Origin of the sequence: Neorhizobium vignae, from assembly GCF_000732195.1 — a bacterium.
Taxonomy (GTDB): domain Bacteria; phylum Pseudomonadota; class Alphaproteobacteria; order Rhizobiales; family Rhizobiaceae; genus Neorhizobium; species Neorhizobium vignae.
In genome coordinates, this window is sequence record NZ_JNNU01000028.1 from 33,900 (window position 1) to 48,230 (window position 14,331).

Genomic DNA, 14,331 nt, shown 5'->3' on the forward strand with positions numbered 1-14,331 from the left:
GCGATGGCCGGGATCAAGCCAGCTCGGGCGCTGATGTTTCAGGGAACGGGCTCGGATGTGGGCAAGTCGCTGGTCGTGGCCGGACTTGCCCGCGCCTTTACGCTGCGCGGCCTGAAGATCATGCCGTTCAAGCCGCAGAACATGTCGAACAATGCGGCGGTCACCGCGGATGGCGGCGAGATCGGCCGGGCGCAGGCGCTGCAGGCGCGGGCCGCGGGGGTGCCGCTCAGCGTCCATATGAACCCGGTGCTCTTGAAGCCACAGAGCGAGGTCGGCGCGCAGGTGGTAGTTCAGGGCAAGGTCGAAGGCAATGCCAAGGCCGCCGAGTATCAGATCCTGAAACGGACACTGATGCCGCGGGTTCTGGAAAGTTTCGATATCCTCCGCGACCAGGCCGATCTCGTCCTGGTCGAAGGCGCCGGCAGTGCGTCGGAAATCAATCTTCGCCATAACGACATCGCCAATATGGGGTTTGCCCGGGCCGCCGACGTGCCGGTGGTGCTGATCGGCGATATCGACCGCGGCGGGGTGATCGCCAGCCTTGCCGGCACAAAGCTGGTGCTCGATCCCGAGGATGCGGCGATGATCCGGGGCTTCATCGTCAACCGGTTTCGCGGCGATCCGGCATTGTTTGCCGAGGGCATGCGGATGATCGAAGAATTTACCGGCTGGCAGTCGATCGGGCTGCTGCCGCATTTTTCCGATGCGGCCCGGCTGCCGGCGGAAGATGCGCTGGGCCTCAATGCGCCTTCGGTACGGAAGGCGGGTGCGAAGATCAGGATCGCAGTGCCGATCCTGCCGCATATCTCCAATTTCGACGATCTCGATCCGCTGGAAGCGGAGCCGGATATCGATCTGATCCGGGTCCGGCGGGGGCAGGTCATCCCCGGCGATTGCGATCTCGTGCTGCTCACCGGTTCGAAGGCGACGATATCCGACCTGGCTGCGCTGAAGGAGGCCGGTTTCGACGTGGATATCGCCGCGCATGTCCGCCGCGGCGGGCGGGTGCTCGGTCTCTGCGGCGGATACCAGATGCTCGGCAAGACGATTTCCGATCCGGAAGGGACGGAAGGGCCGCCCGGCTCGATCGACGGGCTTGGCCTGCTGGATGTCGAGACGGTTCTTGCGGGCGATAAACGGCTGGAAGCCGTTGCGGGCGCGAGTTTCGACGGAATCTCCCTGTCCGGATATGAAATGCATATCGGGAGAACCACCGGTGCCGATTGCGTGCGACCGTTCTCCGTGATCGGCGGTAATTCGGAAGGTGCGATATCGGCGGATGGCCGGGTCTGGGGCACCTATCTGCATGGACTGTTCTCGGACGACCGGCAGCGGTCGGCATGGCTGACGCGGCTCGGCGGCTCGGAATCAGGCCTGGATTACGAGGCCGGCGTCGATGCGGTGCTTGACCGGCTGGCCGGCCACATGGAAAAGCACCTTGATCTCGATGGACTGCTCAAACTTGCCAGATGATCAGCGCCAGGAGGCCGAAAAGGCCGATCAGCAGGGCGTCGGCGACGCGGGCAAGCTTCAGCGCGCGGCGGATGTCGTCGTAGTTGAGTTCGGAACGGCCGCCCTCGCCCATGAACCGGGCCTCGATCATCTGTCCGCCATAGCTGCGCGGTCCGGCGAGCGCAATGCCGAGCGCGCCGGCCATCGCCGCTTCCGGCCAGCCGGCATTCGGCGAGCGGTGATGGCGGGCATCCCGCCTGATGGCCCGGATCGCGTTGCCCGGCGAGGCGTGATCGATGAAGCCCGCTGCGACCACGAAAAGAAGGGCGCTCAGGCGCGAGGCGGGCAGGTTTATGAGGTCGTCGAAACGCGCGGCCGCCCAGCCGAAGGCTTCGTATCGCGGCACCTTGTGGCCGATCATGCTGTCGGCGGTATTGGCCGCCTTGTAGCCGACGCCACCCGCAAGACCGCCGATCCCCATCCAGAAGGCCGGCGCCACGACGCCGTCCGAAAAATTCTCGGCGAGGCTCTCGATCGCCGCGCGGCAGACGGCCGCTTCGTCGAGCTTTTCCGGATCGCGCCCGACGATTTTCGAGACCGCTTTCCGTCCGGCGTCCAGGCCTCCGTCCCGCAGCGCCGTCGCGACGGCCTCGACATGGGTTTCAAGGCTCTTCTGCGCCGGCAGGCTCGCAGCGATCACGACCAGCAGGATCGGCCCGAGGGGGATCATTCTCAGGTCGTATTCGATCACCAGGCCGAGCAGGATGGTGATGCCGAGAAGTGCCAGAAGCGCGTAAACGCCCTTTCGCTTGCGCGTGGAGAAGTCGTCGCTTTCGCGGTTCAGATCGCGGTCGAGCCGGGATATCAGTGCGCCGATCCAGGTGACCGGATGACCGATGCGCCGGAACAGCCAGTCCGGATAACCCACGATGCGCTCCACGATCAGGGCGAAAAATGCGAGAAGGAACATGAAGTTGGCAGACCCTGAGATTGGCGAAGAAATTGGCGATCCGATACAGCACGGCGGCAATCTTTCCCGCGCCCGGGCGCTGTTTCCACATGCGCCGGAACCTTGGGTCGATCTTTCCACCGGTATCAGCCCGCATTCCTATCCGCATTCGCCCCTGCCCGACAATGCTTTCACGCGACTGCCTGACGTCGCATCGGCGGAAAGGCTGAAGGCCCTTGCCGCTGCTGCCTACGGTGCCTCCTCGCCGGCACATGTCGCGGCGGGGCCGGGAACGCAGATACTATTGCCGATGGTCGCCGATCTGATCGCGCGGAAAGGCCAGGCTGCGGTTCTTTCGCCGACCTATGCGGAGCATGCCCGCGCGGCGCGGTTGGCTGGCTTTGAGGTCAGCGAAACCGCCGAGCTGGATCGGCTGACGGAAGTGGACCTCGCCGTCATCGTCAATCCCAACAACCCGACCGGCCGTATCGTCCCCCGTGCGGATCTTCTGGCGCTTGCCGCAATCATGCGTGCAAAGGGCGGGCTGCTGGTCGTGGACGAGGCCTTCATGGACGTTTCGGAAGCGTCAAGCGTCGCCGACGCGGTCGATGCCGGCGGACTGGTGGTACTGCGGTCCTTCGGCAAGTTCTACGGCATGGCCGGCCTGCGGCTCGGCTTTGTGATATCGCACCCGCAAACGATCGCGCGGATCCAGAACCGGCTCGGCCCCTGGGCGGTGTCCGGCCCGGCATTGCACGTGGCAAATGAGGCGCTCGGCGATACCGCATGGCAGAATGCGATGCGGCTGAAGCTGAAAGAGGAAGCGGCGCGGCTGGATGCTCTGCTCGGCGCTGCCGGAATACCTGTTGTAGGCGGAACATCGCTCTTCCGCTTCATCCGCGATCCGCGGGCGCAGGTGATTTTCCGGCACCTCGGGGAGCAGGGCATTCTTGTGCGCCGGTTCGAGGAACGACCCGATGATCTGAGGATCGGCCTTCCCAGCGAGAGCGACTGGCCACGGCTCGAAGGAGCCTTGAAAACTATTTAGCCGGCGAAGTGAATTTGTCGCGCCACGCGATCTGGGCGTTTGCAACGGGCAGGGCCGTCGCCTCGTAGACGCCACGGGCTACGGCTCGGGCGGTCACCAGCGTCGCCAGATGGCAGATTTCCATGAAATCCGACGGGTCGTTTAACGGTTTAGCGCCAGTCGCCGCCGAGAAGATCGTGTCGCCATCAAACGGCAGGTGCGCCGGCAGGATCGCCCGGGCGAGGCCGTCATGGGCGAGGATGGAAAGCCGGTGCGCCTGCGCCTTGGTCAGCACGGCATCGGTGACGATGACGCCTATGGTCGTTGAGGTCACGTTGCGGCCCTTGAGGCGCATGCGATTGTCGAAAGTGGGAGGCAGTCCAAGACCGCCGAATTCCTTCTTTTCCTCAAAGGGAGCCGCCCAGAAATGTGGGCCTTCGCCGATTGTCGCCGAGCCCAGCGCATTGGCGGCTACGAGCGCCGCAACCCAATGACCGGAAGATGACTTGGCGCTTGCCGAGCCGATGCCGCCCTTGAACGTCGCGGTCGTGGCGCCCGTGCCGGCTCCGATGGTTCCGAGGGTGAATGGAGTCTTGGCGGCGGCCTTGAACGCCTCGTAGCCCATTTCGCGATAGGGCGAATGCAGGCCCCAGTCCTTGTCGCCGCCGTTCAGCAGGTCCATCAGGATCGCCTGCGGCACGATCGGCACGCGGACGCTGCCGACCTGGAAGCCGCGGCCGATCTCGCGCAGGCCCGACTGCACGCCGCCGGCCGCATCCAGCCCGAAGGCAGAGCCGCCGGACAGAACGAAGGCATCGACAGTCTGTACAGTCATGGAAGGATCGAGCAGGGCGGTATCCCGCCCGCCCGGCGCACCGCCGAGCACGGAGCCGGAGGCGATCGCCGGTTCGTCGAAGACAATCGCGGTGACGCCCGACCCTAGGGCAAGATCGGTGGCGTGGCCGACGGCCACGCCTTCGATATCCGTCAACAGATTCAGCCTATTCGCCATCGGTTATTCGATGTCGAATTTGACGCCCTGCGCGAGCGGCAGGGTACGGCCGTAGTTCAGGGTGTTGGTGGCGCGGCGCATATAGACGCGCCAAGCGTCGGAGCCGGATTCGCGGCCGCCGCCGGTTTCCTTCTCGCCGCCGAACGCGCCGCCGATTTCGGCGCCCGAGGGGCCGATATTGACGTTGGCGATGCCGCAATCCGAACCGCGGGCGGAGACGAAGGTTTCGGCCTCGCGCATGTCATTGGTGAAGATCGAGGAGGAAAGGCCCTGCGGCACGTCATTGTGCAGGTGGAGCGCCTCGTCGAAGCTCGAATATTTCATCACGTAGAGGATCGGGGCGAAAGTCTCATCCTTGACCGGACCGGTCTGGGCCGGCATCTCGACGATCGCCGGGCGGACATAATAGGCGTCTGCCGCCTCGTCCTGGTGAACACGTTCGCCGCCGGTCACCTTGCCGCCTTCGGCCTTGGCGGCTTCCAGCGCATCTCGCATCTTGTCGTAGGCGGCCTTGTCGATCAGCGGGCCGACGAGATTGCCGTTTTCGAGCGGGCTGCCGATCGTCACGGACTGGTAGGCCTTGGCGAGACGGGGCACCAGCGTTTCGTAGACGCTGTCATGCACGAACAGACGGCGCAACGAGGTGCAGCGCTGGCCGGCCGTGCCCATGGCGGCGAAGGCGACGCCGCGGAGCGTCAGGTCGAGATCGGCGGTCGGGGCGACGATCGCAGCATTGTTGCCGCCGAGTTCCAGCAGCGAGCGGGCGAAGCGCGATGCAAGCCGCGGGCCGACGGCCCGGCCCATCGCGGTGGAGCCGGTTGCGGAAACCAGCGGGATCTTGTCGTGATCGACGAGGACTTCACCGATGTCGCGGCCGCCGATCAGAAGGGTCGAGAGGTTCTTTGGTGCCTTTCCGCCGTCGGCGACGAAACGGGCGAGCGCCTTTTCGAAGATCGCCTGGGTGGCGAGCGCGGTCAGCGGCGTCTTTTCGGACGGCTTCCAGACGGTGGAATTGCCGCAGACGATGGCGAGCGCCGCATTCCAGGACCAGACGGCGACCGGGAAGTTGAAGGCGGAAATGATGCCGATCGCGCCGAGCGGATGCCAGGTTTCCATCATCCGGTGCTCGGAGCGTTCGGTGGCGATGGTCAGGCCGTAGAGCTGGCGGGAAAGGCCGACCGCGAAATCGCAGATGTCGATCATTTCCTGCACTTCGCCGAGGCCTTCGGAGGTGACCTTGCCGACTTCGATCGAAACCAGCCGGCCGAGCGCCGTCTTGGCTGCGCGCAGTTCCTCGCCGAGCAGGCGGATCAGTTCGCCGCGCTTCGGGGCCGGCACCAGACGCCATTCGAGGAAGGCTGCGTGGGCAGCATCGATCGCCTTTGCGGCGCCTGCGGCGGTTTCTTCCGGCAGCTTGCCGATCTCTTTGCCGGTGATCGGCGAACGGACGGCGAGCGTGCCGCCGGTATAACTTTCGGCCTTTACGCCGAGACCGCCCAGAATGTTTTTCACTTCAGCGGCGAGATCGAGAGTGGCGAGCGTCATGTCAGTCTCCGGATGTGTAATTTTCGTCAATCTACAAGTCGGTGGCGGTTTCGCAATCAGAACCGCTCGCCGGCGAAATGGGCGACCTGTGCGCCCGTTTCGTAATAAGCTTCCTTGATGGCGCGGAAGCCGGGTTCCTGAACCTCGGTCAGCGGCAGCGGGAGGTCGGCTTCCGAAACCTCGCCGAGGATATGGCGTGCCAGCAGCTTGCCGAACGTCGTGCCCGGGGCGATGCCGCGGCCATTGTAACCGGAAAAACCGAGGACGTTGCGGCGGAATTTATGGAAACGCGGCAGAGCATTGTCGGTCATGCCGATCTGGCCATACCATTCGGCCTCGAATTCCACATCTCCGAGCTGCGGAAAGAGCCGTTTCAGCGAGCGCCGCGCCCAGCTCTTGTGGATACCCGTTCCGGTGCCGCGCAGTGCGCCGACCGAACCGAAAACGAGCCGGCCGGCCTGGTCCATGCGGAAGGAGGAGAGGATGTCCTTGGTGTCCCAGCAGCCTTCTCGACCGGGCAGGATCGAGCGGCGCAGGTTGTCGCCGAGGGGCGTGGTGGCAAGGTTGAAATAGGGCAGATAGACCTGTTCGCGGCGCACCTGCTCCCAAGGGCCGGTGCTATAGGCGTCGGTCGCGACGATGATCCAATCGGCGGTCACTTCGCCGGAGGCCGTCCTGACGACCTTCCGGCCGTTGACGTCATCCGTGCCGGTCACCGCGCTGCCGGTATGGAGCTTGGCGCCGGCCTTCACCGCCGCATGGGCAAGACCACGCGCATAGGCAAGCGGCTGCAACGTGCCGGCGCGCATGTCGAGCAGCGATCCGGCATAGGCACTGGAACCAACACGCCTTTCCGTCTCGGCGGCATCGAGCAAGGTCACCGGCGCGCCGCGCTTCTGCCATTGGCGAGCGCGCTCCACCAGTTCCTTCAGCCCTTCCGGACCAACGGCGCAATGCAGCGTGCCGCTCTTTTCCAGTTCGCAGGCGATGGCGTGTTTCTCGATCAGTTCGCGGACCAGGGCAGGGCCGCTGCCGAGCAGGTCGAGCAGGCGTTCGCCGTAGATGGGACCGAGTTCCTTGGGGAAATCGTCGGGCATCACCCACATGCCGGCATTGATGAGGCCGACATTGCGGCCGGCGCCGCCGAAACCGATCTCCGCGGCTTCGAGCAGTACGACATCCGTTCCGGCCTCTGCGAGATGCAGGGCCGCCGAAAGGCCCGTGTAGCCGCCGCCGACGATCACCACGTCGGCCGATATAGCCTCCTCCAGCCGGGTGGTGAGCGGCGGGGCGGGGGCGGTCTTTTCCCAGAGGCCGTGAGAGCGGGGATCGTTCAGCATGATGATTGTCCGGGAGCGTTGATCGCCAACTCTTTACAGGGAGCCGTTATCGATGAATATCGACATGTTCTCAACAGATCATTCGCTGGAGGAATGACATGCTGCCGCCCCGGCGCTTTCTCCCGTCATTCTCGTTGCTCTCCGCCTTCGAGGCGGCTGCCCGCACCGGCAGCGTCACGGCGGCGGCAAACGAGCTCGGCCTGACACAGAGCGCCGTCAGCCGTCAGATTTCGGCGCTGGAGAAACAGCTCGGCGTGGCGCTGTTTCTGCGCGAGCGCCAGACGATCCGGCTGACGCTTGCCGGCGACGGTTATGCCCGCGAGGTGCGGGAGGCGCTCAGGCGCATTTCGCATGCTTCGCTCAATCTCAGGGCCAATCCCTCCGGCGGCACGCTGAACCTTGCCATCCTGCCGTTTTTCGGCACGCGCTGGCTGACGCCGCGGATCGGGCGTTTTCTCGATGCGCATCCGGGCATGGTCGTGAACCTGATCACACGGCTCGAACCGTTCGATTTCCGGTTCGACACGCTGGATGCCGCCATTCATTTCGGTGCGGCTCGCTGGCCGGGTGCGGCGCTTACCTTCCTGATGGATGAAGAAGTGCTGCCCGCATGCAGTCCGGAGTTCAGGACGCGGCACAATCTTCAAACTCCGGCCGACGTGCTGCAGGCGCCGCTTCTGCATCTCAATACGCGGCCGGACGCCTGGGAATTGTGGTTCTCGAAGAACCGCATCCCGTTCGATGCCTTGCATGGGATGCTGTTCGACCAGTTCATCACCATGGTCGAGGCGGCAACCGCCGGCCTCGGTGCCGCGCTGCTGCCGCGGTTCCTGATCGGCCGGGAACTCGAGCAGGGTCTGCTGGTGCCGGCTGTGGACGCCGAGAGGATGGAGACCGGCCAATATCATCTCGCCTATCCGCCTGACCGGGCCACCTACCCGCCGCTTGCCGCCTTCCGGGACTGGATCATCCGGGAAATCCACACGCAAGAGATTCGCCAGGATACGCTTGCGAACGGCGGCCGCATCGGCCAATAGTCGGGCATGTCCATCATGATCGCGAAGGCGATCCGACCGACGGGAAGACGTCCATGAAACCTATTTTCGTCCAGCTCCGCTGCAAGCCCGGCAAGACCTACGAGGTTGCCGACGCCATCTACAAGACCGAGCTCGCCTCCGAACTCTATTCGACCAGCGGCGATTGGGATCTGTTGTTGAAGGTCTATATCAAGGACAACGACGAGATCGGCCGTTTCGTGAACGAGAAGATCGCTTCCATCCCGGGCATCGAGCGCTCGCTGACGACGATGACTTTTACCGCGTTCTAGGCCCAATAAAAAAGCCGCCCATTGGGCGGCTTTTGGAACTGAACTTAAAAAATATCAGACATGCGCCGCCGAGGCGCTGTTGCGCGAGCGAACCAGCTCGCGGATGGCCAGACGCACCTCGTCGGCAGAGCCGAAACGTTGCTCGTCCAGATCGATGACATGGAATTTCACGGCGATGAACTTCAGCCGGTCCGCGTCAGGAATGACAATGCCGACGGGCTCGCCGCCGAATTCGATTACTTGCTTCTGCATGGCAGACTCCCGCTTTGGCTGCTTGCGACGCAGCTCTGGCGAATGAAAATTTTCAGGAACGATTGAACTGAAGCGTTACATTCGACAGCACGGAAGGGAGCGGCGATCCGTGCCATTCATTTTGAACGCGACCTCACCAAAGGTGGCGACGCGGACGAATTTAAACATGTCACTCTCCCTTCATGGTGTTGCGCGAAAATCAGCCAGACTCAGCAGGCCGAACGGAAATCATCTGTAGGCGAATCCCACAAAATGATCAACGAAAATCAATCTACCTAGAATTTTTTTCCGACTGATGACAGGAAGAAGGCCGAATTGTGAAATTTCATTCGCGATTCTTGGCCGCCGCCCGTCAGCCCAGAGATAGGTGGCTTTTCCACCCAAGCAAGGATCGACGGTGGAAAATTTCCGGCAAGGACCGGATCGGCCAGCTCAAATTTCCGAGAGCAGGGTCTCGATCCGATCGACAAGCCCGTCCGCGCTTTGGCGGCTGAAGCACAGTGGCGGACGCAGGACGAGGCGTCTGGGAGCACCGATATCCGCGACAATGCCGGGTCGCAGCCGTTTGCCGAGGTCCGCCGCTTCTTCGGCGAGATCGATGACGAGCAGCAGCCCGCTCCCCGATACGGCGGAGATTGCGGGAAAACGTTCGGCCAGGCTTTCAAGCCGTATCTTCAGATGGCTGCCGATCTCGCGCGTATTTTCGCGCATTTTTTCCTCCCGGACGACGTCGAGCGCAGCGATAGCGGAGGCTGCCCCGACGGGGCAGATCGCCGGCGGGTGCAGGTCCGTGGGGAGGTTTGCGGCGATCTCGGGCCGTGTCATGAGAAACGACGGAGCGCCGCCGTCCGGCCCGTCCACAAATACGATGTCCGGCGCGAGCCCGCGGTGCGAAAAGCCCCAGGTGTGGTGTCCGAGGCGGCCATAACCGGTTCCGGTTTCGTCGACGATCAGCAGACCGGCCTTCTGACGAAGTTCCGTCAGGGGCTCGTCCAGATTCGCGGGCTCGCCATAACCCTGCGCCAGCACTGCAGCGACATCATCGAGATCGTGGATCATGTCGGTTGCCGTTCCAACGGACGGGACGGCGAAGAAGTCCGGATCCCGTCGATCCATCCGCAGCCCCGGCAGCCCGATGATGCCACGCTTGGTGGTATGGCTGCGGGCAAGCCTGAAGGCGAGGTCCAGCGCCGCCGCGCGGCCAGAGACAAAAAAGACATGGCTCAGCCCCTCGGGCGCAAGCTCGGTCAGTTGCGCGCGCAGAGCCTCCTCCGCCTCAGATGGGTGGCCTGCGGCGCGGTTGAGGAGGATGGTCTGCCGGTAGGTCGCGGCAGCAAGGCGCGGATGCCCGTAGCCGATCAGCGGCGCCCGGCCGCCAAGATCGAGCGCGCTGCGGCCCGTCGCATCGAAGAGGTATTCCTTCCAGCCGCGGACGGGCTGGTCGGGATATCCCGGAGCCGGGGTATTCGCGTCGATACCGAGCAGCGCCGACGGCGAAGGGCACAATCTAGACCATGTGCCCACGTCGGTCGGCTTGCAGAAGAGGGGCGGCACCAGATCCGGATCGAGGCAGAACCTGAGGCGCAGGCCGCCGACGGAATTTTCGGCCCCCGCGATGACGCCAAGCGGGTCGCCCGCGGCGAGTTCTGTCTCTTCGGCCAGCACGCATTCCAGGCCTTCGACATGCAGGGTCAGGTCGCGGCCGACAAGGACGAGGCGGGGTCCGGCGGTTTTCAGCGTACCCGCAAAAGGCGCCACCGCCGGCATCCGGGCGGGTATGCAGGCATCGATGTGAAGCGCGAAACTTTCCGGTTCCTGCTGCGGGTCGGTGCTGCTTTTGGAAAGCCGGTATTCGCCGTAACGGGTGCTGGCGCGGCCGGTTTCCCGGGCAATATGGGCAAGCAGCTTCCAGTCGTTGTCGGCGTCCGTCCAGTTTCCGCCGTAAAGAAGCGGACTGGTGACACTCAAGTCCACCAGCCGGAAAGTGTCCGGGTCGATATCGGGCAGGAGGCGGCCGATCTCCGGCAGCGGTTTTTCCATGCCCGTCGCATCAAGGATGGCCGCAAACACCTGTGCCGGCGAAATGGTCGTTGCGGTGTTCAGTACGGCGCGGCGTTTCTCTGCGTCTTCCCTGGCCTGCGGGTCGTCGGGTGACCCGGTCTGACGGCTTTCGGCTTCGGCGGCGAGAATGCCGGTGCGGGCGACGACCAGCGGCCACAGCGCCTCGAGTTCGTTCAGGGTGAACGGATGGATGTCATGATAGGCGCGGATCGCCGGCAGCAGCGCGAAAGGATCGCCGTCGCGGTCGGCGAGCAGATAGGCGCAGGTATTGGCGAAACCGGCGACCAGCCAGCCGTTGGAAATGCCGGTGAAATCAGTCACGCCGGTCGGCAGCCATGCGCCGTCCGTATCCTCGCCGACGACGGTTTCGCCGTTGATGTTCTGGTGCGCCGCCGCGATCCGCAGGCTTGGGCCGAGCGGCTGGATGCGCCGGAGCGCCGTCACCATCGCCTTGGCGATCACGTCTCGGATTTCCTGGTCGGCGACGGCGGACAGAAGCGTGACCGTCTGCGGGCCGGCCTTGCGCAGGTCCCCTTCCGGCTCGCGCTGCAGGATCGGATGTTCAAAATCCAACAGACTCTTTGCAAGTGCTGCAGAGATCGCCCCGAAGGCCGCCACGGCCTGGTCCGGCAGCCTCTCGCCACTCGGCGGGGCCGTGCCGTCGAGAAAGGTGAGGAGCCGGATGCGCCGGTCTTCGCCGCCGAGCGGCAGGACGAGCGTGTCGCCTCCATCCCTGGTCACCACCGGTTCGGGAACCCGCGGCCCGTCCGGGCTGCGCAGGATATGGCGCATCAGGGCGTGTTCAGCCTCGATCTCCTCGATAGGCCCTTCGGCGGGCGCCACCTTGAGCAGGTAGCGCATGTGGCCGTTGTCGATCAGGAAATAAGGGTTTTGCCGGCCCTCGATCGGGAAGATCTGCCCGGAAAGCCCGTAATGGTCGCGTAGAACGTCCTCGATCGCTTCGATCGGAAGGTCATTTGCGGGAGGCTCGATCAGTTCTGGCAGTACGTCGGACATGAACCTCTCCGGAAGGGCGCTTCCGAAGAGGATAGAGCGTTAAAAGCTCGCGTCCATAGGCCTTTCTACCGACTTTGGATGAGCCTCAGCCCATGCGCTCCGAAGCGTAGGAGCCCGGGCTCGGCGGGAAGACGACGGTGCGGTTGCCGTTGATGAAGGTGCGGTGATGGATATGGGCGTGGATGGCGCGCGCCAGGACCTGGCTTTCGACGTCGCGGCCAAGCGAAACATAGTCATCGGCCGACTGCGCATGGGTGATGCGCACCGTATCCTGCTCGATGATCGGACCTTCGTCGAGATCGGCGGTGACGTAATGGGCCGTGGCACCGATCAGCTTCACGCCCCGCGTATAGGCCTGCTTGTAGGGATTGGCACCCTTGAACGACGGAAGGAAGGAGTGGTGGATGTTGATGATCTTGCCGGACATCTTCTTGCAGAGATTGTCGGACAGGACCTGCATGTAGCGGGCCAGCACGATGAGTTCGGTGCCGCTCTGTTCGACCAGATCGAGAAGCTGGGCTTCGGCCTGAGGCTTGTTTTCCTTGGTCACCTTGATGTGGTGGAAAGGAATGTCATTGTTGACGACCAGTTTCTGGTAGTCGAAATGGTTGGAGACGACGCCGACGATGTTGATCGGCAGGGCGCCGATCTTCCAGCGGTAGAGCAGGTCGTTCAGGCAATGGCCGAAACGCGACACCATCAGCAGCACCTTCATGCGCTCTTCGGTGTCGAAGATCTCCCAATCCATCTCGAACCGCTCGGCAATCGGCTTGAAGCCTTCGAGCAGTGCCGGACGTTCCGCTCCTTCTTCGGAGAGGAAGCTGACGCGCATGAAGAACTTGCCCGTGTCGAGGTCATCGAACTGGGATGAGTCGATGATGTTGCAACCCTTTTCGGCCAGAAAGCCGGAAATCGCGGCGACAATGCCGCGCGTCGTCTTGCAGGATACGGTCAGGACATAGTTGTTCATGCAAATTCTCCCTCCTCTGCCATCGGTCGGCCACTCCGTGTATACATAAATTTGGCGCCGGACAATATCCGGCCCCATACAGGACAGGAAAATGCCCGGCGAGGCCCAGGCTTGGTTCTGGAATGTGTACAGCCCGTCTTGTTTGTCTGTCCAGATGAGCTTCTTACCTGCCGACCTTAAAGCCGGCCACCCAAAATTCCGTTCCCTTTGCGGCGTCGGCGCGCGCATCACCGCCGCGGGAGCGCTTCGGGCAACGATTCGCATTTGCTAAAGGTTATGGTGGCAGGTTGCGGCTTCGCACTGGAGGAAGACTTGAAGCAGAGGTCTCGAAAAATCGACCGCGGCGTCTCGCGTTTGCTGGGCGTTCTGGTGTCCCTGGCGGTAGCGGCCGGAGCGGCCGAGGCAAAGACCGCCTGCCTGCGCGGCGTCAACCTGGCCGGCGCCGAGTTCGGCAGTCTCGGGGACGAATACGGCAAGGGCTATATCTATCCCGCCCGGGAAACGATCGATTATTTCGCCGGCAAGGGCTTCAACACGGTGCGCCTGCCTTTTCTCTGGGAAAGGCTCCAGCCGCAGCTCTACAAGGGGCTCGATTCCGCCGAGCTCGAGCGGCTGCTCGATACGGTCCGGCTGATCCGTGCGGGCGGCATGGCGGTCATTCTCGATCCGCATAATTACGGGCGGTTTCGCGGCCAGCCGATAGGCTCCGAAACCGTGCCGCAGAGCGCATTCGCGGATTTCTGGCGTCGGCTCGCCGCCGCAGCAGCCGGCATCGACGGGATCGCCTTCGGCCTGATGAACGAACCCTATGGCATTTCGGCCGAAGACTGGCTTTCCGCCGCCAACAGCGCGATCGGCGCGATCCGCCAGACGGGAGCCGCCAATCTCGTGCTCGTACCGGGCACCGCCTGGACGGGTGCCCATAGCTGGCTTGCCGGCGATTACGGCACCCCGAACGCGGCGGCTATGCTCGCGATTTCCGACCCGCAGGACAACTATGCCTATGAGGTCCATCAATACCTGGACACGGATTTCTCCGGGAAAAACACCGAGTGCTCGCGGGCAGCCGACGCCGTGAAGGCGATCGGCGATGTGGCCGGCTGGCTTCGGGAACACGGACAGCGCGGATATCTGGGAGAACTCGCAGTCCCGGCCACTCCGGACTGCCTGCCGGCGCTTGCCGAGATGGTCCGAACGGTCGAGCAGGGCGCCGATGTCTGGCTCGGCTGGTCCTATTGGGCCGGCGGCGAATGGTGGCCGGAAAACGAACCGCTCAACATCCAGCCGACCAAAGGCGGCGACCGACCGCAGATGCAGGTTCTCTCCCGCGTCTTTTCGGAACAATCCGGCTGCGATCGGTAAAATTGCGCCGGATGGTT

The 14,331-nt window shown here is 63.7% G+C and carries 12 protein-coding genes; 5 read left to right on the forward strand and 7 right to left on the reverse strand.

Features of this window, described 5'->3' with window-relative positions; genetic code table 11:
* Positions 1 to 3: 3 nt before the first annotated feature.
* Positions 4 to 1,473 (forward strand): cobyric acid synthase, encoded by a 1,470-nt coding sequence (locus tag GQ59_RS27720; RefSeq protein WP_037087559.1) that lies wholly within the window; start codon positions 4 to 6, stop codon positions 1,471 to 1,473.
* Here GQ59_RS27720 and cbiB read toward each other — a convergent pair.
* Complete coding sequence (cbiB, locus tag GQ59_RS27725; RefSeq protein ID WP_037087560.1) at positions 1,457 to 2,422, reverse strand: adenosylcobinamide-phosphate synthase CbiB; 966 nt, start codon at positions 2,420 to 2,422, stop codon at positions 1,457 to 1,459. The two genes, GQ59_RS27720 and cbiB, sit on opposite strands and share 17 nt — an antisense overlap.
* Here cbiB and cobD point away from each other — a divergent pair.
* Positions 2,421 to 3,449, forward strand: a complete 1,029-nt coding sequence (cobD, locus tag GQ59_RS27730) for a threonine-phosphate decarboxylase CobD (protein WP_051904237.1) — start codon at positions 2,421 to 2,423, stop codon at positions 3,447 to 3,449. The genes cbiB and cobD overlap by 2 nt on opposite strands.
* Here the strand turns inward: cobD and GQ59_RS27735 are convergent.
* The 3 genes from GQ59_RS27735 to GQ59_RS27745 are packed head-to-tail and all read right to left on the reverse strand — an operon-like array spanning position 3,442 to position 7,325.
* On the reverse strand, positions 3,442 to 4,440 hold the full coding sequence (locus GQ59_RS27735) for a P1 family peptidase (protein ID WP_037087562.1): 999 nt from the start codon (positions 4,438 to 4,440) through the stop codon (positions 3,442 to 3,444). The genes cobD and GQ59_RS27735 overlap by 8 nt on opposite strands.
* 3 nt (positions 4,441 to 4,443) lie before the next feature.
* The gene (gene amaB / locus GQ59_RS27740) at positions 4,444 to 5,985 is read right to left on the reverse strand and encodes an L-piperidine-6-carboxylate dehydrogenase (RefSeq protein ID WP_037087564.1); all 1,542 of its coding nucleotides are present in this window, start codon (positions 5,983 to 5,985) and stop codon (positions 4,444 to 4,446) included.
* A gap of 56 nt (positions 5,986 to 6,041) precedes the next feature.
* Entirely contained in the window at positions 6,042 to 7,325 is a 1,284-nt protein-coding gene (locus GQ59_RS27745; RefSeq protein WP_037087566.1) for an NAD(P)/FAD-dependent oxidoreductase, read from the reverse strand.
* A 98-nt stretch (positions 7,326 to 7,423) separates the two neighbouring features.
* Between GQ59_RS27745 and GQ59_RS27750 the strand changes: the two genes are divergently transcribed.
* Both GQ59_RS27750 and GQ59_RS27755 read left to right on the forward strand, forming a co-directional pair.
* A complete protein-coding gene (locus GQ59_RS27750; protein ID WP_037087567.1) occupies positions 7,424 to 8,362 on the forward strand; it encodes a LysR family transcriptional regulator in 939 nt (312 codons plus the stop codon).
* A gap of 53 nt (positions 8,363 to 8,415) precedes the next feature.
* A complete protein-coding gene (locus tag GQ59_RS27755) occupies positions 8,416 to 8,652 on the forward strand; it encodes an Lrp/AsnC ligand binding domain-containing protein (protein WP_007765628.1) in 237 nt (78 codons plus the stop codon).
* 54 nt (positions 8,653 to 8,706) lie between these two features.
* Here the strand turns inward: GQ59_RS27755 and GQ59_RS27760 are convergent, their stop codons facing one another.
* From GQ59_RS27760 to purU, 3 genes are all read right to left on the reverse strand, one after another.
* Positions 8,707 to 8,904 carry a hypothetical protein gene (locus GQ59_RS27760; protein ID WP_007765631.1) on the reverse strand — a complete coding sequence of 66 codons (198 nt, stop codon included), beginning with the start codon at positions 8,902 to 8,904 and terminating at the stop codon, positions 8,707 to 8,709.
* A 432-nt stretch (positions 8,905 to 9,336) separates the two neighbouring features.
* The gene (locus GQ59_RS27765) at positions 9,337 to 11,982 is read right to left on the reverse strand and encodes an aminotransferase class III-fold pyridoxal phosphate-dependent enzyme (RefSeq protein ID WP_037087569.1); all 2,646 of its coding nucleotides are present in this window, start codon (positions 11,980 to 11,982) and stop codon (positions 9,337 to 9,339) included.
* Positions 11,983 to 12,067: 85 nt separating this feature from the next.
* Positions 12,068 to 12,952, reverse strand: a complete 885-nt coding sequence (gene purU, locus GQ59_RS27770; RefSeq protein ID WP_037087570.1) for a formyltetrahydrofolate deformylase — start codon at positions 12,950 to 12,952, stop codon at positions 12,068 to 12,070.
* A 312-nt stretch (positions 12,953 to 13,264) separates the two neighbouring features.
* On the opposite strand from purU, the gene GQ59_RS27775 reads away from it, so the two are divergent.
* Positions 13,265 to 14,314, forward strand: a complete 1,050-nt coding sequence (locus GQ59_RS27775; RefSeq protein WP_037087602.1) for a glycoside hydrolase family 5 protein — start codon at positions 13,265 to 13,267, stop codon at positions 14,312 to 14,314.
* Positions 14,315 to 14,331: the final 17 nt, after the last annotated feature.

Excerpts from the sequence above, each read along its gene's own strand:
- cbiB (WP_037087560.1), bottom strand. The coding sequence starts at position 2,422 with ATGTTCCTTCTCGCATTTTTCGCCCTGATCGTGGAGCGCATCGTGGGT.
- GQ59_RS27765 (WP_037087569.1), bottom strand. The coding sequence starts at position 11,982 with ATGTCCGACGTACTGCCAGAACTGATCGAGCCTCCCGCAAATGACCTT.
- GQ59_RS27720 (WP_037087559.1), top strand. The coding sequence starts at position 4 with ATGGCCGGGATCAAGCCAGCTCGGGCGCTGATGTTTCAGGGAACGGGC.
- amaB (WP_037087564.1), bottom strand. The coding sequence starts at position 5,985 with ATGACGCTCGCCACTCTCGATCTCGCCGCTGAAGTGAAAAACATTCTG.
- GQ59_RS27745 (WP_037087566.1), bottom strand. The coding sequence starts at position 7,325 with ATGCTGAACGATCCCCGCTCTCACGGCCTCTGGGAAAAGACCGCCCCC.
- GQ59_RS27760 (WP_007765631.1), bottom strand. The coding sequence starts at position 8,904 with ATGCAGAAGCAAGTAATCGAATTCGGCGGCGAGCCCGTCGGCATTGTC.
- GQ59_RS27735 (WP_037087562.1), bottom strand. The coding sequence starts at position 4,440 with ATGGCGAATAGGCTGAATCTGTTGACGGATATCGAAGGCGTGGCCGTC.
- GQ59_RS27755 (WP_007765628.1), top strand. The coding sequence starts at position 8,416 with ATGAAACCTATTTTCGTCCAGCTCCGCTGCAAGCCCGGCAAGACCTAC.
- GQ59_RS27750 (WP_037087567.1), top strand. The coding sequence starts at position 7,424 with ATGCTGCCGCCCCGGCGCTTTCTCCCGTCATTCTCGTTGCTCTCCGCC.
- cobD (WP_051904237.1), top strand. The coding sequence starts at position 2,421 with ATGAAGTTGGCAGACCCTGAGATTGGCGAAGAAATTGGCGATCCGATA.
- purU (WP_037087570.1), bottom strand. The coding sequence starts at position 12,952 with ATGAACAACTATGTCCTGACCGTATCCTGCAAGACGACGCGCGGCATT.